Origin of the sequence: Winogradskya consettensis, assembly GCF_018332715.1 — a bacterium.
In the GTDB taxonomy this organism is placed as follows: domain Bacteria; phylum Actinomycetota; class Actinomycetes; order Mycobacteriales; family Micromonosporaceae; genus Actinoplanes; species Actinoplanes consettensis.
In genome coordinates, this window is sequence record NZ_BOQP01000042.1 from 14,827 (window position 1) to 33,759 (window position 18,933).

At 68.9% G+C, this 18,933-nt stretch carries 22 protein-coding genes and 1 pseudogene; 16 read left to right on the forward strand and 7 right to left on the reverse strand.

The genetic code is table 11. From position 1 onward, the window contains the following. Nucleotides 1-2: 2 nt before the first annotated feature. Nucleotides 3-1,364 (reverse strand): outer membrane protein assembly factor BamB family protein, encoded by a 1,362-nt coding sequence (locus tag Aco04nite_RS34515; protein WP_213001444.1) that lies wholly within the window; start codon nt 1,362-1,364, stop codon nt 3-5. After that, a complete protein-coding gene (locus Aco04nite_RS34520) occupies nt 1,354-1,899 on the reverse strand; it encodes an RNA polymerase sigma factor (protein WP_213001445.1) in 546 nt (181 codons plus the stop codon). Before Aco04nite_RS34520 ends, Aco04nite_RS34515 begins: the two co-directional genes overlap by 11 nt. 77 nt (nt 1,900-1,976) lie before the next feature. Here Aco04nite_RS34520 and proS point away from each other — a divergent pair, with 77 nt between their 5' ends. From proS to Aco04nite_RS34585, 13 genes and pseudogenes are all read left to right on the forward strand, one after another. Then, complete coding sequence (gene proS / locus Aco04nite_RS34525; RefSeq protein WP_213001446.1) at nt 1,977-3,383, forward strand: proline--tRNA ligase; 1,407 nt, start codon at nt 1,977-1,979, stop codon at nt 3,381-3,383. Further along, complete coding sequence (locus tag Aco04nite_RS34530; RefSeq protein ID WP_213001515.1) at nt 3,380-4,033, forward strand: ribonuclease FAU-1 family protein; 654 nt, start codon at nt 3,380-3,382, stop codon at nt 4,031-4,033. The genes proS and Aco04nite_RS34530 overlap by 4 nt, the downstream gene beginning before the upstream one ends. Before the next feature lie 337 nt (nt 4,034-4,370). Continuing rightward, nucleotides 4,371-4,814, forward strand: a pseudogene (rpsP, locus tag Aco04nite_RS34535) (30S ribosomal protein S16); the annotation flags it as partial. Between the two features lie 106 nt (nt 4,815-4,920). Further along, on the forward strand, nt 4,921-5,178 hold the full coding sequence (locus Aco04nite_RS34540) for an RNA-binding protein (RefSeq protein ID WP_015624940.1): 258 nt from the start codon (nt 4,921-4,923) through the stop codon (nt 5,176-5,178). A gap of 18 nt (nt 5,179-5,196) precedes the next feature. Then, entirely contained in the window at nt 5,197-5,766 is a 570-nt protein-coding gene (gene rimM / locus Aco04nite_RS34545; RefSeq protein ID WP_213001516.1) for a ribosome maturation factor RimM, read from the forward strand. 15 nt (nt 5,767-5,781) lie between these two features. Continuing rightward, complete coding sequence (gene trmD / locus Aco04nite_RS34550) at nt 5,782-6,540, forward strand: tRNA (guanosine(37)-N1)-methyltransferase TrmD (protein ID WP_213001447.1); 759 nt, start codon at nt 5,782-5,784, stop codon at nt 6,538-6,540. Between the two features lie 129 nt (nt 6,541-6,669). Beyond that, on the forward strand, nt 6,670-7,029 hold the full coding sequence (gene rplS, locus Aco04nite_RS34555) for a 50S ribosomal protein L19 (protein ID WP_203838607.1): 360 nt from the start codon (nt 6,670-6,672) through the stop codon (nt 7,027-7,029). 228 nt (nt 7,030-7,257) lie between these two features. Continuing rightward, nucleotides 7,258-8,142 carry a signal peptidase I gene (lepB, locus tag Aco04nite_RS34560; RefSeq protein ID WP_213001448.1) on the forward strand — a complete coding sequence of 295 codons (885 nt, stop codon included), beginning with the start codon at nt 7,258-7,260 and terminating at the stop codon, nt 8,140-8,142. Then, nucleotides 8,139-8,792 (forward strand): signal peptidase I, encoded by a 654-nt coding sequence (gene lepB / locus Aco04nite_RS34565; protein ID WP_203838609.1) that lies wholly within the window; start codon nt 8,139-8,141, stop codon nt 8,790-8,792. The genes lepB (Aco04nite_RS34560) and lepB (Aco04nite_RS34565) overlap by 4 nt, the downstream gene beginning before the upstream one ends. Nucleotides 8,793-8,844: 52 nt before the next feature. Next, nucleotides 8,845-9,291, forward strand: a complete 447-nt coding sequence (locus tag Aco04nite_RS34570; RefSeq protein ID WP_213001449.1) for an NUDIX hydrolase — start codon at nt 8,845-8,847, stop codon at nt 9,289-9,291. Then, complete coding sequence (locus Aco04nite_RS34575) at nt 9,291-10,121, forward strand: ribonuclease HII (protein ID WP_213001450.1); 831 nt, start codon at nt 9,291-9,293, stop codon at nt 10,119-10,121. The genes Aco04nite_RS34570 and Aco04nite_RS34575 overlap by 1 nt, the downstream gene beginning before the upstream one ends. Further along, entirely contained in the window at nt 10,118-10,441 is a 324-nt protein-coding gene (locus tag Aco04nite_RS34580) for a DUF2469 domain-containing protein (protein WP_067505225.1), read from the forward strand. Before Aco04nite_RS34575 ends, Aco04nite_RS34580 begins: the two co-directional genes overlap by 4 nt. A gap of 65 nt (nt 10,442-10,506) precedes the next feature. Further along, entirely contained in the window at nt 10,507-10,938 is a 432-nt protein-coding gene (locus Aco04nite_RS34585) for a M23 family metallopeptidase (RefSeq protein ID WP_438874965.1), read from the forward strand. Nucleotides 10,939-10,973: 35 nt separating this feature from the next. On the opposite strand, the gene Aco04nite_RS34590 is transcribed toward Aco04nite_RS34585, so the two are convergent. After that, nucleotides 10,974-12,164, reverse strand: coding sequence for an aminotransferase class V-fold PLP-dependent enzyme (locus Aco04nite_RS34590; RefSeq protein ID WP_213001452.1), 1,191 nt, complete (start codon nt 12,162-12,164; stop codon nt 10,974-10,976). Between the two features lie 43 nt (nt 12,165-12,207). Next, complete coding sequence (locus tag Aco04nite_RS34595; protein WP_213001453.1) at nt 12,208-13,125, reverse strand: tyrosine recombinase XerC; 918 nt, start codon at nt 13,123-13,125, stop codon at nt 12,208-12,210. A 33-nt stretch (nt 13,126-13,158) separates the two neighbouring features. On the opposite strand from Aco04nite_RS34595, the gene Aco04nite_RS34600 reads away from it, so the two are divergent. Both Aco04nite_RS34600 and Aco04nite_RS34605 read left to right on the forward strand, forming a co-directional pair. Continuing rightward, the gene (locus tag Aco04nite_RS34600) at nt 13,159-13,608 is read left to right on the forward strand and encodes a DUF6636 domain-containing protein (RefSeq protein WP_213001454.1); all 450 of its coding nucleotides are present in this window, start codon (nt 13,159-13,161) and stop codon (nt 13,606-13,608) included. A gap of 40 nt (nt 13,609-13,648) precedes the next feature. Next, nucleotides 13,649-14,134, forward strand: coding sequence for a pyridoxamine 5'-phosphate oxidase family protein (locus Aco04nite_RS34605; protein ID WP_213001455.1), 486 nt, complete (start codon nt 13,649-13,651; stop codon nt 14,132-14,134). A 266-nt stretch (nt 14,135-14,400) separates the two neighbouring features. Here Aco04nite_RS34605 and Aco04nite_RS34610 read toward each other — a convergent pair whose 3' ends face one another. Together Aco04nite_RS34610 and Aco04nite_RS34615 are read right to left on the reverse strand one after the other, a co-directional pair. Continuing rightward, complete coding sequence (locus Aco04nite_RS34610) at nt 14,401-14,805, reverse strand: GntR family transcriptional regulator (RefSeq protein WP_203838618.1); 405 nt, start codon at nt 14,803-14,805, stop codon at nt 14,401-14,403. 300 nt (nt 14,806-15,105) lie between these two features. Further along, the gene (locus tag Aco04nite_RS34615) at nt 15,106-15,318 is read right to left on the reverse strand and encodes a hypothetical protein (RefSeq protein WP_213001456.1); all 213 of its coding nucleotides are present in this window, start codon (nt 15,316-15,318) and stop codon (nt 15,106-15,108) included. Between the two features lie 2,018 nt (nt 15,319-17,336). On the opposite strand from Aco04nite_RS34615, the gene Aco04nite_RS34620 reads away from it, so the two are divergent. Then, entirely contained in the window at nt 17,337-17,522 is a 186-nt protein-coding gene (locus tag Aco04nite_RS34620) for a DNA-binding protein (protein ID WP_203838713.1), read from the forward strand. 75 nt (nt 17,523-17,597) lie between these two features. On the opposite strand, the gene dprA is transcribed toward Aco04nite_RS34620, so the two are convergent. After that, complete coding sequence (gene dprA / locus Aco04nite_RS34625; RefSeq protein WP_213001457.1) at nt 17,598-18,875, reverse strand: DNA-processing protein DprA; 1,278 nt, start codon at nt 18,873-18,875, stop codon at nt 17,598-17,600. Nucleotides 18,876-18,933 lie beyond the last annotated feature (58 nt).

The following is an 18,933-nucleotide window of genomic DNA, read 5'->3' on the forward strand; positions in this document are numbered from 1 at the left end:
GCCTAAGCGAGCGAGAAGATGCGCAGGGCGGTCTCGTCGGGGCAGGCCAGACGGTCCGTGGTCCAAGCGCAGGCATTGTCCGCCGGGGCCATCGTGCCGAGGACCTGGCGGGCGCCGGTGAGGGCCGAGATCCTGACTATTTCCCCGCCCTCGGGGCCGGGGAGGGCCAGCAGCGAGTCCTTGTCGATCCAGGACATGTGGGCGGCCGCCGTGATCTTCCTGCCGTCCGTTGTGTAGAGGATGCTCTCGGCCGGGCCGGTGACCAGGATACGGTCGCCGAGCGTCCGCACGAGCGTCGCGTCGGGGGTGGCCGGGGTCTGCCAGTCCGTGCTGCCGAAGCCGGGGCCGATCGTCGTGAGGACGGCGCTGCGGTCGGGTGGCGTCACGGTGAGGCAGAGCCGGTCGCCGCACGGGGCGATCGCATCGATGTGGTGGTTGGGCAACGATTCGTAGATGGGGCGGGGCTGCGGGTCGGCCGGTTCGGTCCGCACGATCTGCGTCGTGCCCGGGGTGAAGCCGGTTCCGGGGACGAAGACGATTCCCTCGTACGCGACCGGGGTCCCCGCCGGCACGACGGCTGCGGCTGTGCCCCGGAGCGTGCCGGTGCCGGCGTCGCGGTATTCGACCTTGCCGGAGCGGGTGATCTGGATGAGGGTGCGGTCGGTGAACGTCAGGGACATCTCGTCGGAGCGCACGTGCATGCCGAGGGTCCGCTGTGCCCGGTCCGCCGCGGCAGGCAGGGTCCAGCGGGTCGTCCCGTCGGACCAGGCCAGGGCGCGGGTCTCGCCGGTCACCGCCGACTGGATGACCACGAGGTCGTTGTAGTAGACGAGGTCGTCGGCGGCGGCGTACGGGACATGCCAGCGTTCCCTGCCCGTGGCGGGGTCGAGCACGTACATTGTGCTGCCCCTTTCGCCGCGGACGTTGACCAGTACCGCCGCGGGCAGCGCGACGACGCCGGTGAGCCTGTCGAACGTTCCCAGGCTCTTCCGCAGCCACGTCGCCGCACCGGTGTGCAGGTCGGCCGCGGAGACCCCGACTACGCCGTCCAGCCCGCGCCACGCCGTGAAGACGGCCTTCGTGGACACGGCCGTCGAGGCGTAGGTCACCCGCACGCCGAAGGGCCGGGGGGAGCCGACCTCGGCGAGGCTCCAGGTCGGCGCGGCGGGGGCGGTGTGGTGGTTGCGCCACGCGAAGCTCGTACCCGCGAAGGCGAGACAGACCACGACGGTCACCGCGGTGACCGCGAAGCGGGTGCGGCGGATCTGGTCGCCGCGGCGGCGGGCGGCGACCGGCGGGCCCAGCGGGACCCCGTCGGCCTGGTGGGTGAGAGCAGCGAAGATCTCGTCGAGGTCAGTGGACATTGCGGGCTCCTCCCGGGGGTGACGGCTCGGTTGACCGGACGGGTTCGGGTGCCGGGTCCAGGTTGAGCGCGGTGGCGAGCGCCGCCCGGCCGCGGGACAGCCAGGATTTGACCGTGCCCTCCGGGACACCCGTCTCGGCGGCGATGTCGGCCACCGAGCGGTCCAGCAGGTAGCGCAGGGCCAGGGCGTGGCGGTGGGCCTCCGGGAGCGTGCGCATGGCCCGGACGAGCACGACGGTGTCCTCCGACGGTGGGTCGGCCGGTGGCAGGGGTGCGGCGGCGGCGCTGTGGGCACGGCGTACGCGCAGCCGTCGCCACCGGTCCGTCGACAGCCGGTTGACCACCAGCCGCAGCCACGCCTCCGGGTCGTCGTAGCCCGGCAACTTGCGCCAGCGCTGCCATGCCCGGGCGTACGCCTCCTGGACGAGGTCCTGCGCCTCGGCCGGGTCTCCCGTCAGCCCGTACGCATAGCGCAGCAGCCGCCGTGAGGTGTCCCGGTAGAACGCGTCGAACGCGTCCACCCGCTCCTCGGTCATGGTCACCGCCCTTCATACAGGGACACGGGAAGCCCACTGGCCGGGTTGCAGTCGGGACGCGACTAAGATGCTGGGTCATGGCTCGCGTGCTCACCCCCCGGTCGGAAGACTTTCCCCGCTGGTACCAGGACCTGATCAACAAGGCTCGGCTGGCGGACAACGGTCCGGTGCGGGGCACGATGGTGATCCGGCCCGCCGGTTACGCCATCTGGGAGCACATGCAGGCGGACATGGACGCCCGCATCAAGGAAGCCGGCGCGGAGAACGCGTACTTCCCGCTCTTCATCCCGGAGAGCTACCTGCGCCGTGAGGCCGAGCATGTGGAGGGCTTCTCGCCGGAGCTCGCCGTGGTCACCCACGCGGGTGGCAAGCAGCTCGCCGAGCCCCTCGTGGTCCGCCCGACCAGCGAGACCGTCATCGGCGAGTTCATGGCCAAGTGGGTCGACTCCTACCGTGACCTGCCGCTGCTGCTGAACCAGTGGGCCAACATCGTGCGCTGGGAGCTGCGGCCCCGCACGTTCCTGCGCACCACCGAGTTCCTCTGGCAGGAGGGCCACACGGCCCACGTCAGCGAGGAGAATGCCCGGGAGTACGCCCGTCTGATCCACAAGACGGTCTACGAGGAGTTCATGGTCGAGATGCTGGCCATCCCGGTCGTGCCCGGCCGCAAGACCAAGGGCGAGCGGTTCGCCGGCGCGACGAACACCATGACCGTCGAGGCCATGATGGGCGACACCAAGGCGCTGCAGATGGGCACGTCGCACGAGCTCGGGCAGAATTTCGCCAAGGCGTTCGATATCACCTACACGTCCCAGGCCGGTGCCGTCGAGCACGCCTGGACCACGTCGTGGGGCACCTCCACCCGGATGATGGGTGGGCTGATCATGGTGCACGGCGACGACAATGGCCTGCGGCTGCCGCCGAACATCGCCCCGATCCAGGCCCAGGTCATGGTGGTCAAGGCCGGCGAGGGCGTCACCGAGGCGGCGGTCAAGCTGCGTGACGAGCTCAAATCAGCAGGTGTACGCGTAAAGCTCGACGACCGTGCCGACATCCCCTTCGGCCGCCGCGCAGTCGACGCCGAACTGCAGGGCATCCCGATCCGCATCGAGGTCGGCCCACGCGACCTGGCCAACGGCAACGCCGTCGTGGCACGCCGGATCGACGGCACCAAGTCGCCGATCGCGCTCGGTGAGGTCGTCAACGACGTCGTGGCCGCGCTCAAGGCCGACCAGCAGCGCCTCTACGACGACGCGTTGTCCTTCCGCGAGGCCAACACGGTCGACGTGAAGACCCTGGACGAGGCGATCGACGCCGCGCAGACCGGCTGGGCCCGGGTGCCGTGGGCGTCGGTCGGCACCGAGGGCGAGAAGAAGGCCAACGGCAAGGCGATCACCGTCCGGTGCCTGACCCGCGTCGACGGCACCATGCCCGACTCCGACGACGAGCCGGAGCTGCAGGCGATCCTGGCCCGCGCGTACTGATGCTCGCCCCGGGCACGGTCTTTCTCTACCGCAACATCGACGGGCCGCGCCTCGCCTCGGTGCGGCCCTGCCGGGTCGTCTCGGACGACGAGCGGGGGCTGCTGCTGTGGCTGACCCGCGGCACGACGGTGATCGTGGAGGAGACGCTGGACGGGCGCGGCATCCGTGACATGCCGTTCACCGAGTGGGTGACGCAGCCCGTCCGGGTCGTCCCGTCCGTCTGGCAGGGCCCCGGGCTGCTCAAGTTCATCCCGCCCGGCGCCGACCACTCAGTCTGGTTCTTTCAGGACGAGCAGGAGCACTTCAAGTTCTGGTACGTCAACCTGGAGGAGCGGGCGCTGCGCTGGGACGACGGTGAGCTGGCCGGCGTCGACGTGATCGACCAGGACCTCGACATCGTGGTGCGCCCGGATCGCACCTGGGAGTGGAAGGACGAGGACGAGCTCGCCGAGCGGCTCGCCGTCCCCGACCACTACTGGGTGCACGACGAGGACGCCCTGCGGGCCGAGGGCCTGCGTGTGATCAAGCAGATAGAAGCTGGCGATTTCCCGTTCGACGGCACCTGGACCGACTTCGAGCCCGACCCGTCCTGGCAGGCCATCACGGATCTACCCACCGGCTGGGACCGCCCTCCGGTCCCGCGGCTCTGACCTTGGTCTGAGGTTTTCACCACTCACTCAGGATGAAGCGGCCGGGCGGCTGTTCTGGCGCCCTCGGCGCCTTGGCCGGTCGGGCGCGGCCTCGGTGGGAACTGCGGTCAGTGCCATGCAACCAGATACGACATGATCCTTTTGATCTTGATTGTGGTGTTTCCCGGCCCGGTTGGCGTGCGTGGCTGCTCGTCTGGCAGAATGGACAACTGGTATCCGGCACGTGAGCAGCGCCCTCTAACCCTTCTCACGTCGCCAGTCCACGAGACATTCGGTCCCGCATCCCCACGTGGGTTCCGTTCGGCTCACCCACGTCATTACTTGGAGCGAAACAACCGTGGCCGTAAAGATCCGGCTCCTGCGGATGGGCAAGATCCGCAACCCGCAGTACCGCATCGTCGTCGCCGACTCACGCACCAAGCGTGACGGCCGCGCCATCGAGTACGTGGGCATCTACCAGCCTAAGTTCGACCCCTCGGTCATCGAGGTCAAGAGCGAGCGCGTGCAGTACTGGCTGAGCGTCGGCGCGCAGCCGAGCGAGGCCGTGCAGCGCATCCTCGAGAAGACCGGCGACTGGCAGCAGTTCAAGGGCCTCCCGGCCCCGCCGCCGCTCCTGGTCGCGCCCGAGAAGGCCAACCGTCAGGCGGCCTACGAGGCTGAGGCGAAGGCCGCTGCCGGAATCGCCGAGACCCCGGCGAAGTCGACCCCGAAGAAGGCCAAGGCTGAGAAGCCCGCCGCTGAGGCCAAGGCTGAGAAGCCGGCTGCCGACGCCGACAAGACCCCGGCCGCGCCCGAGGTTGCCGAGGGTCGCCCGAGCGACACCAAGGCTGTCGACCCGGCCGAGCCGAACCGTGAGGCTGTAGCCGCAGACGCGAAGGACCCGGCCGGTGCCGGCGCCGACGCGAGCTGACGGGGCGCTCCGGCCTGCGCTGGAGCACCTCGTCAAGGGCATCGTCGACAACCCGGACGACGTCCGGGTCCGCATGGTCGACTCGCGTCGCGGCAAGCGGCTCGAGGTGCGCGTGCACCCCGAGGACCTGGGAACGGTCATCGGGCGTGGCGGTCGCACGGCCAAGGCGCTGCGTCAGGTCATCGGGTCGATCGGTGGGCGCGGTATCCGCGTCGACATCGTCGACGCGTACTGATCGGCTGTCGTCACGATGCTGCTGGTTATCGGTCAGATAGGTAAGCCCCACGGGATTCGTGGGGAGGTCCTCGTGACTGTCCGGACCGATGATCCAGAGGCGAGATTTTCCGCCGGGTCGACGTTCGCCACGGAGGTCCCTCGGGACCGCCGGGTGAACGCCGCCCCGGCGCACGCCACGCCCCCGGCAGGCGTCGCCTACCAGGTGCCCGGCAAGCTGACTCTCGAGTCGCTGCGCTGGCACCAGGGCAAGATCATCGCCCAGTTCGAGGGCGTGCACGACCGCAACATCGCTGAGGCGTTGCGCGGCGTGATGCTGCAGATCGACAGCGCCGAGATCCCCGCGCCGACCGACCCGGACGAGTTCAACGACCACCAGCTGGCCGGCCTCGCGGTGGTCGACCTGGACGGCGTGGAGCTGGGCAGGGTCGACCGGATCGACCACGCGCCCTCCTCCGACCTCATCGTCCTGAAGAAGGCCGCGGGCGGCACCGCGCTCATCCCGTTCGTCAGCGCGATGGTGCCGACGGTCGACCTGGCCGCCGGCCGGATCGTCGTCGACCTGCCCGAGGGCCTGCTCGACTTGTAAGGGTGTGCCCCCGCAGTGCGCGTCGACATCATCTCGATCTTCCCGGACTACTTCTCGCCGCTGGACCTTTCGCTGATCGGGAAGGCGCGCGGGACCGGACTCCTCGATCTCTCCGTGCACGATCTGCGCACCTGGACCTCCGACGTGCACCGGACGGTCGACGACAGCCCGTACGGCGGCGGTCCCGGCATGGTGATGCGACCCGAGCCGTGGGCTGCCGCGTTTTCCGCCGTCGCGTCGCCGTCGTCGCTGTTGGTGGTGCCGTCGCCGGTCGGGAAGCCGTTCACCCAGGCGGACGCTGCCGCGCTGGCCGCGCAGGAGCACCTCGTGTTCGCGTGCGGCCGCTATGAGGGCATCGACCAGCGGGTTCTCGACTCCGCTCCGATGCCGGTCCGTGAGGTCTCACTCGGTGACTACGTGTTGTTCGGCGGCGAGGTCGCAGTCATCGTGATCATGGAGGCGATCACCCGGCTGCTGCCCGGGGTGCTCGGCAACGCGGATTCGCTGACCGAGGAGTCGCACTCCGACGGGCTGCTCGAAGCCCCCGTCTACACCAAGCCGGCGTCGTGGGACGGCCTGGACGTCCCCGAGGTGCTGCGCTCCGGCGACCACGGGAAAATCGCCCGGTGGCGGCGTGAGCAGTCCCTGCTGCGGACCGCGACGCGGCGTCCCGACCTGTTCGAGGCTTACCCGCCCGAGAAGATCGGTAAGTTGGACCGGGCGGCTATCGAGGGCGCCGGATTTCGGATCCCGGGGTCGGGTGTGGCAAAGTAGTGAGGTTGCCATTTGTCTCCCACGCCGTGGGTGGGCAGATGAGGATCCCGGCCTGCCGGGCCGGGTTCAGAACCACCCCAATCGCGCATCGAACTCCCGGTGCGCTTTGAGTAGCACGAGGATGCAGCGATGAACACGCTGGACGCACTCGACCTCCAGTCGCAGCGCACCGACATTCCCGACTTCCGCGCCGGTGACACGCTCCGCGTGCACGCCCGGGTCGTCGAAGGTAACCGTTCCCGTGTCCAGGTCTTCCAGGGCGTCGTCATCAGCCGCCAGAACGGTGGCCTGCGGGAGACCTTCAAGGTCCGGAAGATCAGCTTCGGCGTCGGTGTCGAGCGGACCTACCCGCTCAACAGCCCGCAGATCGACCGCATCGAGGTCGTGACCCGTGGTGACGTGCGCCGCGCGAAGCTCTACTACCTGCGCGAGCTCCGTGGCAAGAAGGCCAAGATCAAGGAGCTCCGCGAGAAGCAGACCGCCAACTGAACTCCTCGGTCGTCCGAGCCGTACGTTCACTCGGACTGACGGTTCCTGCGCAGGAGCACTAGGCTTGCGCATGTGACGGATGGGAATCAGGGCCAACGTGGCGTTCGCCGCGCTGGTGGGCCATTCGCACTACCGCCTGACAGGTTCCCCACGGGAACTTTCGGGCGGTAGTGCTGTATCCGGGTTGATTCGCCCGGACGGCGGCGGGAGATACGTAGCGTGGAACCGATGCAGGGGTATCGAGGCTCCTCCTCCGGACGGCGCCGCGGGCGGGTGATCCGTCGCAAGGAGATGCCGCTCTGGCAGGAGCTTCCGCTGCTGCTCGTGGTGGCGTTCTGCCTGGCCGTGCTGATCCGCACGTTCCTCGTCCAGGCGTTCTTCATCCCGTCGGGTTCGATGGAGAACACCCTGCTCATCAACGACCGCGTCCTCGTGAACAAGGTCGTCTACGACATGCGCGACCCGCTCCGGGGCGAGATCGTCGTCTTCCGCGGCACCGACAACTGGGCGCCCGAGCAGCCCAGCACCCCGGTCAGCAACGCGTTCGGCGCCAAGCTCGGCCGCACGATCGGCGACCTCGTGGGTGTCAGCCGTCCCGGCGAGCGTGACTTCATCAAGCGCGTGATCGGCCTGCCGGGCGACAAGGTCGCCTGCTGCGACGAGAAAGGCCGGATCACGGTCAACGGCGAGCCGATCGACGAGGCGTACATCGATGAGAATTCGCCTCTTGATCAGCCGCCGAACCCCCGGCAGTGCAGCAGTCGCCGATTCACCGAGGTGACCGTCCCCGCGGGTGAGATGTTCGTCATGGGCGACCACCGGCTGGTGTCGCAGGACGCCCGCTGTCAGGGGCCGGTGCCGATCGACAACGTCATCGGCCGGGCCTTCGTCGTGGTGTGGCCCACGAGCCGGTTCACCAGCCTTCCTGTGCCCGACGTCTGGCAGGAGTATGCGACCGCGCACCCCGTCGGATCGGCCCCGCTCGGCGCGAAGCCGGAGCCGGAGCTCGATCCGGCCAGCACGGCCGTAATGCTGCCGTTCCTGCTAAGTGTCGGCGTATCCGCGCGTTCCGGACTGTGCTCGAGGCTCCGGCGACGTAGGCTCCGGTCGTGATTGACGACCAGACCGCCGCCGAGAAGAGCGGTAATTCCTTCTGGCGTGAGCTCCCGATCCTCGTGGGCGTGGCGATTCTCGTCGCGGTCCTGGTGCGGGCCTTCGTCCTGCAGACCTTCTACATCCCGTCGCCCTCGATGGAGCACACCCTCAACATCTGGGACAGGGTGCTGGTCAACAAGCTCGTCTACGACTTCCGCGAGCCCCGCCGGGGCGAGATCGTGGTCTTCAAGGCGCCGTCGGACTGGCAGAGCGGCACCGAGGGCGAGGACTTCATCAAGCGCATCATCGGTGTCCCCGGCGACCACCTGGTCTGCTGCGACACCCAGCAGCGCCTGATGATCAACGGGCACTCGATCGACGAGCCGTACATCTACACCGATGACAGCGGCACCCAGGACCCCGCCGCGGACGAGCCGTTCGACATCACCGTGCCGGCGGGCCGGCTGTGGGTCATGGGTGACCACCGCTCGGCCTCGGGCGACTCCCTGGAGCACTGGGAGCAGACCGAGAACATCCAGGAAGCCACGATCAAGTCCGATTCGATCGTCGGCCGGGCCTTCACGATCTTCTGGCCGGTGGGCCGCGCGACCTGGCTGACCGTGCCGAAGCCGTTCGACGGTGTCCCGGACGCGACACCGGCCAAATGAGCCCCGGGGCACCCGCCCTCAAGATCGATGTCCGGCGCAATAGGCTTGCGTGGTGACACACGTCGACCGGCGCGCCGCACGCGTGCTTCTCCTCGATGGCCAGGACCGGGTTCTGCTGATGCACGGCGGTGACCCGGCCCGGCCCGGCGAGCGCTGGTGGTTCACGCCCGGCGGCGGCCTCAACGAGGGCGAGACGCACGCCGAGGCCGCGGCCCGTGAGCTGTTCGAGGAGACCGGGCTGCGGGTCGACCCCGCGCAGCTGGGCGAGTCCGTGCATCACGAGGTGGCCGAGTTCAGCTATCGCAACCGCAGCTACCGGCAGGACCAGCACTTCTTCGTCCACCGGGTGCCGCGGTGGGAGGTTTCCACCGCCGGCTACGACGCGGACGAGCAGGAGACCATCACCGAGAGCCGCTGGTGGACGGCCGCCGAGATCGAGGCCTCCACCGAGCAGCTCTTCCCGGACCGGCTCGCCGACCTGGTCCGCAAGGTCGCCTGATGCTCGCCCCTCCCCGCACCGTGGTCCGCCGTGAAGGCGGCCTCTACGCGCTCGAGCGTGCCCTGCAGCGCCGCGGCTTCCGTAACGTCGCCGGAGCCGACGAGGCCGGCCGTGGCGCATGCGCCGGGCCGCTGGTCGCGGGTGCGTGCATCCTGCCCGAGGGCAAGCGCGGCGAGATCGATGAGCTGGCCGACTCCAAGCTGCTCACCGCGGCCGCCCGCGAGCGTGTCTACGCCGAGGTGGTCAAGCGCGCCCTGGCCTGGTCCGTCGTGATCGTCCCGGCCACCGAGGTCGACGCGCGCGGTCTGCACGTCTGCAACCTCGCCGCGATGCGCCGGGCGCTGGCCTCGTTGACGGCCACCCCCGACTACGTGCTGACCGACGGCTTCCCGGTCGACGGCCTCAACGCCCCCGGTCTGGCGGTCTGGAAGGGCGACCGGGTCGCGGCCTGCGTGGCGGCGGCCAGCGTGCTCGCCAAGGTCACCCGGGACCGGCTGATGGTCGAGCTCGACGACAAGTTCCCCGGTTACGGTTTCGCGGTGCACAAGGGCTACATCACCGAGGAGCACAGCGCGGCGCTGACCTCGCGAGGGCCGTGCGCGGAGCACCGTTTCTCATATGTGAACGTTGCTGCGGCATCGGGGCGGGGTAATAGGCCTCCCCGGGCGCGGCGTCCCGTTGCTGTTTCGGCGTCTTCGGCCTCCCCGGAGGCCGTGCCGCTGATGCTGTGGGCGGACAGTGAGGGTACCGTCGGCGTGGCGTCGGGCGAGCAGCCTCGGCCGCCGGTGCCGGTGGGGGAAGATGAGGCCATGGAGGGCGAGAAGCGATGAGCGCAGAGGATCTCGAGAAGTACGAGACCGAGATGGAGCTGCAGCTCTACCGGGAGTACCGCGACATCGTCCGCCAGTTCTCGTACGTGGTGGAGACGGAGCGCCGCTTCTACCTGGCCAACCAGGTGGACCTGCACGTGCGCAACTCCGACGGCGAGGTGTACTTCGAGGTCGAGATGCATGACGCGTGGGTCTGGGACATGTATCGGCCCGCTCGTTTCGTGAAAAATGTTCGCGTTATGACGTTCAAGGACGTGAACGTCGAGGAGCTCGAGAAGCCGGACATCTCGTTGCCGGACGAGCCGGGCTTCGGCGGCTGACCCGCTTTTTCCACAGGGCAGCTGGTTATCCACAGGGGTTACCGCAGGCGGCCGGCATTCTCGGCATGATTGCCGGCATGACTTTGCTGTGGTCGCTCCTACTGGTTTTTGCCTGGCCGATCGTTCCGCCCTCGGTCACTCGCCCCTTCGCGCCACCCGCCCAGCCCTGGCTGGCCGGGCACCGCGGGGTCGACCTGGCGGCAGTGCCCGCCACACCGGTGCACTCCGCCGGGGCCGGCACCGTCGTGTTCGCCGGAGTGATCGCGGGGCGGGGCGTCGTCAGCATCACGCACGCCGACGGGCTACGCACCACCTACGAGCCGTTGACGCTCGGGCCCGTGCGGGTCGGTGACCGGGTCGCGGCGGGCCAGGAGATCGGCACCCTGTCGTCCGGGCACGCCGGGTGCCCGGTGGCCGCCTGTCTGCATTGGGGGCTTCGGCGCGGTGCCGTCTATCTGAACCCGCTGTCGCTCTTCGGCGTCCGGCTTCTCTACTGAGCATGTCGGTGACGGGCCGGGATGCTGCCGCTCGCCTACTGACGGTGGCTGGTCAGGAGGCCGGGGAGGCGTTCGGCGAGGCGGTCGTACTCCTCGGCCCGGTTGTAGATCTGGGCGCTGAGGCGCAGCCAGCAGCGGCCGCCCCAGGCGTTCATGCCCACTTCGATGGCCAGCTTGTCCGCGATGTGCTGGCGCAGGGCGGTGGCCTCCGGCTTGGTGGTGGCCACCCCGGCGGGCAGCGGCAGGATCCGCATGGCGGCCTCCGGCGCTCCGGGGTCGGGCAGGTCGGTCGGTGCGAGGCCGAGGGCGGCACCTACAACCCGCTGACCGTAGGAAGCCAGCTCGGCGTTGTGCCGGCGGATGGTCTCGACGCCGAGCGTGCGCATGGTGAACAGGCCCGTCGGGGCGGCAAGCCAAGCGGTGTAATCGAGCGTGCCCTGGAATTCGACGTTGACGGGGAAGCCCTCGTCCTGCTCCCACGAGACGACCAGCGGCTCGATTCGGCGCCGCCACTGCGGGGCGACGCTCAGCAGGGCGGTGCCCCGCGGCGCGAATGCCCACTTGTGCAGGTTGCCGACCCAGAAGTCGGCGCCGATGCTGTCGACCTCGAGCGGGGACGTGCCGGGGGCGTGCGCCGCGTCGACCAGGACGGGGATGTCGTGTTCCCGGGCGGCGGCGACGATCTCCCGCACCGGCAGGACCTTGGCGGTCGGCGACGTGATCTGGTCGACGATGAGCAGCTTGGTCCTGCCCGGTCGCAGTGCCTCCTTGATCCGCGACACGACCTCGGCATCCGACGCCGCGAGCGGCAACGGGACCGTGCGCGCGGTCGCCCCGTCCCGCCGGCACTGACGCTTGGCGGCCAGCTCGTTCGAGCCGTAACCGTGATCGGTGAGCAGCACCTCGTCGGCGGGCTGCAACCGGACGGTCTGCAGAGCCATCGAGACCCCGGCCGTGGCGTTCGGCACGAGCGCACTGCCGTCCGGATCGGCCCCGAGGAACTGCGCGATGTGCCGTCGCGTGTGGACGATCCGGTCCATCAGCCCGGTCGACCCGAAGAACGTCATCGGATTACGCTCGACCTCGTCCCGCAACCGCTGCTGAGCGCGCTGCACCCCGATCGGCACGGCGCCGAAGGAGCCATGGTTGAGGTAGGCGATGCCGGGGTCGAGCGAGAAGAGGAGACGGGCTCCGGGGATGGGCGGGGGCGGATCTCCGGCGCTCACGCTGCGATCGTACGCGACGCGGGGTTGCGGACTGAACGATTCGTCAAGCTCTCGGGTGAGCCTGTTCGAACGCCGCTCGCAACCGTTCGGTCGACACATGGGTGTAGATCTGCGTGCTCGACAGCGACGAATGCCCCAGCAGATCCTGCACGGCCCGCAGATCGGCACCCCCGTCGAGCAGATGCGTCGCCGCCGAGTGCCGCAGATCGTGCGGGCTGGTGTGCGGGAGACCGGCCAGCTGAGCCGCCGTCCGCACGATCCTCCGCACAACCGTCTGCTGCAACCGGCCCCCACGAGCCCCGAGAAACAGCGCGCTGTCCGTGCCCGGGTGCGCGAGCTTCGGGCGGCCGTCACGCAGCCATTCGTCGAGCGCCCGCTGAGCCGGCAGGCCGTAGGGAACGGCACGCTCCTTCGCGCCCTTGCCGAAGACGCGGACGACCCGGCGGCTCTCATCCACGTCGGTCAGGTCCAGGCCGCACAGTTCGCTTACGCGTACGCCCGTCGCGTAGAGGAGTTCCAGGACTGCTTTGTCGCGTACGCCATGGGCGTCGGTCGTCGTGCCGACCAGCTCGGCGGCCTGATCGGCGCGCAACACCGTCGGAAGATCGCGATGTGCTCTGGGGCTCGCCAGCTGCGCCCCCACATCGGAGGAGCACAGTCCGTTCCGATGAGCCCACGCGGTGAACGTGCGAGCTGCCGCGGCCCGGCGAGCCTGCGACGTCCGCGCTGCGCCACCGGCCATCATCCGAGCAAGCCAACCACGCAACACCGTGATGTCGAGATCCGCGGGCGCGGCACAACCGGCCGCGGCGGCATGGTCGAGCATCGAGACGGCGTCACCGACATACGCGCGTACGGTGTGGGCCGATCTGTTGTCGACCCGCGACAGATGCAACCCGAAGTCGTCCACGGCCTGCCGCATCGCGGGCGGAAGCGCCTGATGGGTTTCGCGCGTACTCATCGCTCTTGCTCCACCTGCCTATCATCGCCGGTTGTGAGGCGCTTGCGTACGGCCGGTGCGGCGATCCTCCTGGCTGCCCTCACCACTGCTTGTGCCTCTCCCGCGCCGGAGGCCCCACAGGCCAGCGCGGCCATGGGGGATGCGCCGTCCGGCGGCTTCACGATGCCGTCGGGCAACATCGGCTGCTACCTCACCGCAACACAGGCCCGCTGCGACATCAATCGAAAATCCTGGCTCCCACCCTCGAAGCCGCCCGACTGCGACCTTGCGTACGGGTTCGCCCTGACCGTCGCCGACGCCGACGCCTCATTCCTGTGCGCAGGCGACTCGGTCCTGCAGTCCGCCGGGCCGATCCTCGGGTACGGGCAGTCCCGGCAAGCCGGCAACCTGCGGTGCACCAGCGAACCGAAGGCCGTGAAGTGCGAGAACGTGGTCTCGGGGCACGGGTTCACGCTCGCCCGGGAGCAGTACGACCTCTGGTGACCGTCCATTTTTGTCAGACCCCGGCTCTAGGGTCGGGGCCATGGCGAACTGGCACGAGATCGAGAAGGAACACCCGGACCTCGCCGCCAAGGTGAGAGCCCGCTTCGACGCCGGCACGAACAAAACCATGGCCACCCTCCGCCGCGACGGCGCACCCCGGATCAGCGCCACAGAGCTGAAGTTCGAGCAGCTCCCCGACAGTCCTGCGGGCGAAACCGCAGCAACGTTCGGCTCGATGGGCGGCTCGCTCAAGCTCCTCGACATCCGCCGCGATCCCAGGATCGCCATCCACAGCCCCACCCTGGAACCCCCCGCAGCAAACCCCGACCAGTGGCCGGGCGACGCCAAGCTCGCGGGAGTCGCGGTGGAGATCCCCGCCCCGGCCGACAACCCGTTCCCCGGCGCGGGCTACTTCCGCGTGGACATCACCGAGCTGTCACTGACCTACCTGGGCACCCCACCCGACCACCTGGTCATCGAGTCCTGGAACCCCGCCGACGGCTACCGTCGCCGCAACCGGGCCTGACCATGGCGGGCCGGCCTTCGGAATCGGGTCTCACGGCTTCGGCTGAGCCTGGTTCGGCTGAGTCTGGTTCGGCTGAGCCTGACCGGGCCGGTTCTTACTCGGCTGGGTCTCGCCCGGCCGGTTCTTGCTCGACTGGCTCTCGCCCGGCCGGTTCTTGTTCGGCTGGGCCTGGCCCGGCCGGTTTTTGCTCGGCTCGGTCTGGTTCGGCCTGTTCTTACCTGGCCGGTTTTCGTGCGGCCGAGCTTTGGCCGCGGTGTCCCTTCTCGTCAGGGACGGGTGACCTGAACGCGATCGGCGGGGTGAACGGCAGTCGAGCCGTCAGCGGCCGTGATCACGATGACCGGCACACCCTCACCGAGGCGATAGGTCCTACGCTCGGCATCCGTAGGCATGCGAGCACTCGCGAGCTCACCCCGCCCGAGCGTGATGACCTCCACCGGCTCCGGCACCCGGACAAACGTCCCCCGAGGCCGGTCAACGGTAACGAGCCCCTCGGTGCGCAACTGCCCAATGGCCTGCCGCACCGTCGTACGGCTGATCCCGTGCTCCTGAGCCAACCGCAACTCACTGGGCAAAGGCTCGCCCGGCGCCAACTCTCCACCCTCGATCTGACTCCGCAACAGATCGGCAAGCTGCCGGAAGACGGCACGGTCAGCCGAAGGATCGATCATGCCTAACACGGTACGTGGTCACGATGCTCCATAGCATTGTACGTACCGCAGGATGTCGCTACAATAAACCAGCCACGCTGAGAAGGCCGAGCTTGATCGGGTGGCAGGCGACGGCGGTCGAGCCCCCAAACCCGACCGCCGTCGGCCCAGCACTCTCGTTCACTCAAACCGGAAGATCCGCCCCGCACAGCAGCTTTTCCTAGCGCACGAGCGCGGGCTTCCGCTTGCGACTTCCGGAGTTCGCCGTCCTGGCGCGGCTGGGCCGTGGCTACACGTCTGGTTCACGTGCTTCACGTTGCTTCACGCGGAACGAAGCGGGTCCGATCTGCCGGCGACGTAGTCCTGGAACGTGGGCCGAGGCGGTCCAGGATCGATCCAGCCAAGAAACCGATCCCAAAGATCCGGCGGCGGCAGCATGCTCTCCGGCCCAGCGAGATCCTCGAGCGCCTCCGTCATGTACGCCGACATGTAGACCAGCAAACTCGACGGAAAGCGCTCGAATTCGATCAGCAACTCACCCTTCGCATGCGCACACGGCCACGGCTGCATACAGGCCACGCAGCTCCACGTCGGTCGGCGGCCGAGGTGCTCGATCCGGTGCTCTGGTCGATCGGAAAGAATTCTCACCACGTACGGCCCCGCCTTCCCTCCGCCAGCTGTGGGCAAAGCCCCGCCAGCACCAGCGCCGACTACGCGGGCAAATGCCCCGCCGCTGGTGGCGTCTTTTCAACGCTAACGCCCCGACGGACGCGAGAGTTGCTGTCGCTGCTGATGCCGTTCGCGCCGGTAGCGCTGACTTTCCCGAGTCGCTACGGCCTTCAACCGGCCACGGCCTTCATGGAGCTACGGCCGTCATCTGGAGTGGCGCTGAGGCTCTCACGCCGATGGACGCCGAGGTTGTCACCCTTGGCGGCACCAGCCAGCCTTATGGAGCCTTCTTCACCGGACCCTTCGGCGCCACCTCCAGATCAGCCGGGGCAGCGCCGAGCCGGCCTTGTCGAGCGGCACCGAGCCGGCCTTGTCGAGCGGCGCCATATCGGCCTGTGAGCGGCACCGAGTCGGCCTTGTTAAGTGGCGCCATATCGGCCTGTGAGCGGCACCGAGTCGGCCTTGTTGAGTGGCGCCGAAGTGGCCTGATCGAGTGGCGCCGAAGTGGCGTGACCGAGTGGCGCTGGGTTGTCGTTTTGAGCGGCGCTCAGGCGGGCTGATGGAGCGGCGTTGGGATGGTCGGCTCAAGCGGCGCCGAGGTCGTTGCTTTACGCGGTGCCGAGATGGGCGCAGCGTGTGGCGCCGACGTGGTCGCTGTGGGCAGCTTCGGGGCGGTCGGAGCTCGTAACGCCGGAGTGGTCCAGGCGGGGGGTGCCTAAGCCGTTGCATCGGGTGGCGTGGATGCGAGTGCGAGGCGGCCTGCAGGCGTTGGGCGAATTTTCATGGGGCGTCTTCTGCCCTGCTGGGGTGCTCTCATGCGCCGAATGCGAGTGGATCACGGCCGCTGTCGTATCCCCGACGTGAGCGGAACAGTGCGGAGGCTGCCCGTCTGCGGCGCCATGGCCAAGCCGCCCGGACTGTCGGGGTCGGGGTCGGCCAGCACTCCCGCGGCGCGAACTGGGGCTGTTCGTGCGCGGATCGCATGTCGCCCGATCGGGTCAGAAATTGTGCGCCGTCGGATTTGGCACTTGGCAGGCGGTGGCCTGTGGGGCTTGGCCGGAACGGGTTCGGGTCCGCCGGCTGGGATTGGCGCGGATGGGGATGCCGGACAGCCTCAACTCGGGTGCTGGGATGGGGGCTATGTCGGGTTTTTGTGGGCGCATCGAGGACGAGATCAATGGGGATTGATCTCGATCTCGTGCAAGGGTGTTCGGCCGCACGCATCGCCAAGTGGGGTTGGACCAGCAATTCAAGGGTGGGCTTGGCGGGATGACGGTCGTGTTGCCGCGGAAGCGTCGGCTTCGAGGTGTGGCCCTTTCTGATCGCGGGTCGGTAAGGGTGAGAGGAGTCGAGCCGCGAAAAGCCGGACGCCAGCCGTCGGGTCGGTAAAGCGGGCACCCGCCGGGCTGGGAAGAAGGCTCGACGCCGGCCTCCGGTTTGGTGAGCGCGAGGAAGCGTCGGGCTGGCAAGAAAGGCCGGGCGCAGGCCTGTGTGCTGGTAGCGACGCAGATCATGGGGTGGGAAGGTGGCGCCGCGAACGCGGTGGGTGAGGCGCTTGGTGTGGCAGTCAACGGATGGAGCGGCGTTTCCGGTGCGCGAACGGGTGAGTGGGATGAGTTGTCGGTCGGAAATGGTGGCTCGGTAGGGGCCCCGGATTTCGCCGGGATGCTGGAAAGCTGAGTGTGACCAAACCGGGAGGGTTCATCGCCCGCCTGTGGTGTGTGGTCTGAGGAAATTCGGGAATCGACGGGCTCGGAACCTGGTCAGCGGGGTTGGCGGCGTTGGGAAATAGTTTGCACTGAGCAAGCTGACTTGGAGGAAGTTGACCCGCGACTTATAGTCATACGCCTACGGTCGATCATGTGGCTAAGGCGATCCGACTTATGGGTGCGCACGAGATCCGGGTTCGATTGGGCTGGGTGAGCCGGCAACGGGCTTACCAGATCACCAGCCGGGCTGATTTCCCCGTGCCGGTGGCAGATCTCGCGCAGGGCAAGGTATGGCTGACCGAGGACGTCGAGGCGTGGATGAAGGTCCACCGCCGCGACGCCGACGAGACCGAGGCGTAGTGCTTGGCGGGTGATCCCGCGACGGTCGTCCGTATGTGGGCGGCGGTCGCGGGACCCCGGCAGGTCAGGCGGGCGCTAATCCGCGGGTGAAGGCTGCCCTTCGGGGTTGGCCTTGACCACCTCACCGTTCGCGGGTGCGGACAAGGGTGACGGTGGTGGCATCGCCGTGCGCTCAGCTCCCTGGCGAGCGGCGGGCAGCAACGCCACGCCGTCATTTCGGCGCGTCAGCAGGCCGAGCGTTTCCAGGAGCGACAGGCGTTGCAGGACCGTTCGCAGTGCCAGGCCGGCCCGGGCCGCGAGTTGTTCCGGGCCCAGTGTGCCGCGCTGCGGCATCGCTTCGAGGATCAGTGCGCTCTCCTCGTCGAGGTCGTCGCGGGTGTGGCCCGCGACGCGTGCCGGTTCGGCGATGTACTCGCCGATCTTTCCGATCTCGTCGAGCACGTGGGCCACGGTCGTGACCACCCGGGTCTGCGGGTAGCGACGCAGGAGTTCGTGGCAGCCCACGGACATCGCCGATGTCACCGGGCCGGGGACGATCATCGCGTGCCGGTTCAGGGCGACCGTGCGGCTCATCGTCTGCATGGCGCCGCTGCGGGCCGCGGCCTCCACGACCACGGTGCCCACGGCGGCCGCGGCGATCACGCGGTTGCGGATCAGGAAGCGGTGGCGCAGCGGGTCCGCGCCGGGCAGCCACTCGCTCATCAGCAGGCCGCAGTCGGCGATCCGCTCGAACAGGGCCGCGTTGCCCATCGGGTAGGGCCGGTCGACGCCACAGGCCAGCACCGCGATCGTGGATCCGCCCGCGGACAACGCCGCGCGATGGGCGGCCGCGTCGATGCCGAACGCACCGCCCGACACGATCGTCCAGTCCTGCTCGGCGATGCCGAAAGCAAGGTCTTCGGTCACATGTACGCCATAAGGCGTAGCAGCCCGAGCCCCGACAATCGCCACCGATCGATCCAGCGCCTCCCCGAGGGGCCGCCCGCCGCGCACCCACAGGCACAGCGGTGGGCGTACATCACGGTTGAACCGCCCGGGAATGTCCAGTTCCAAAGTGGCCAGCGACTCCACCCGGGCCGGCCACTCGTCATCGGACGGCGTCACGACCCGGGCGCCGAGCCGCTCGCCCCTGCGCAACGCCACCTCGGCCACGCGTCGCGGATCGCCGAGCCCGGCACGGGCGACCACCGCCGTGCGCAGTGAAGCGTCCGGAACGTCCCCGTCGACGATCTGCTTGAGCGTGTCCTCGGCACCCTGCGCCTGCACGAGCTGCCACACGACCCGGTTTCCGGGCTCGGTCAGCCAGGTCAACGCCACCCTGGCCAGCCGGTCACCGCCGTCGCCGATGCTCATGCCCACTCGCCATGGTCGGCGGTCACGGGTTGCGGCCCGGAAGGGGTGACCGGCGGCG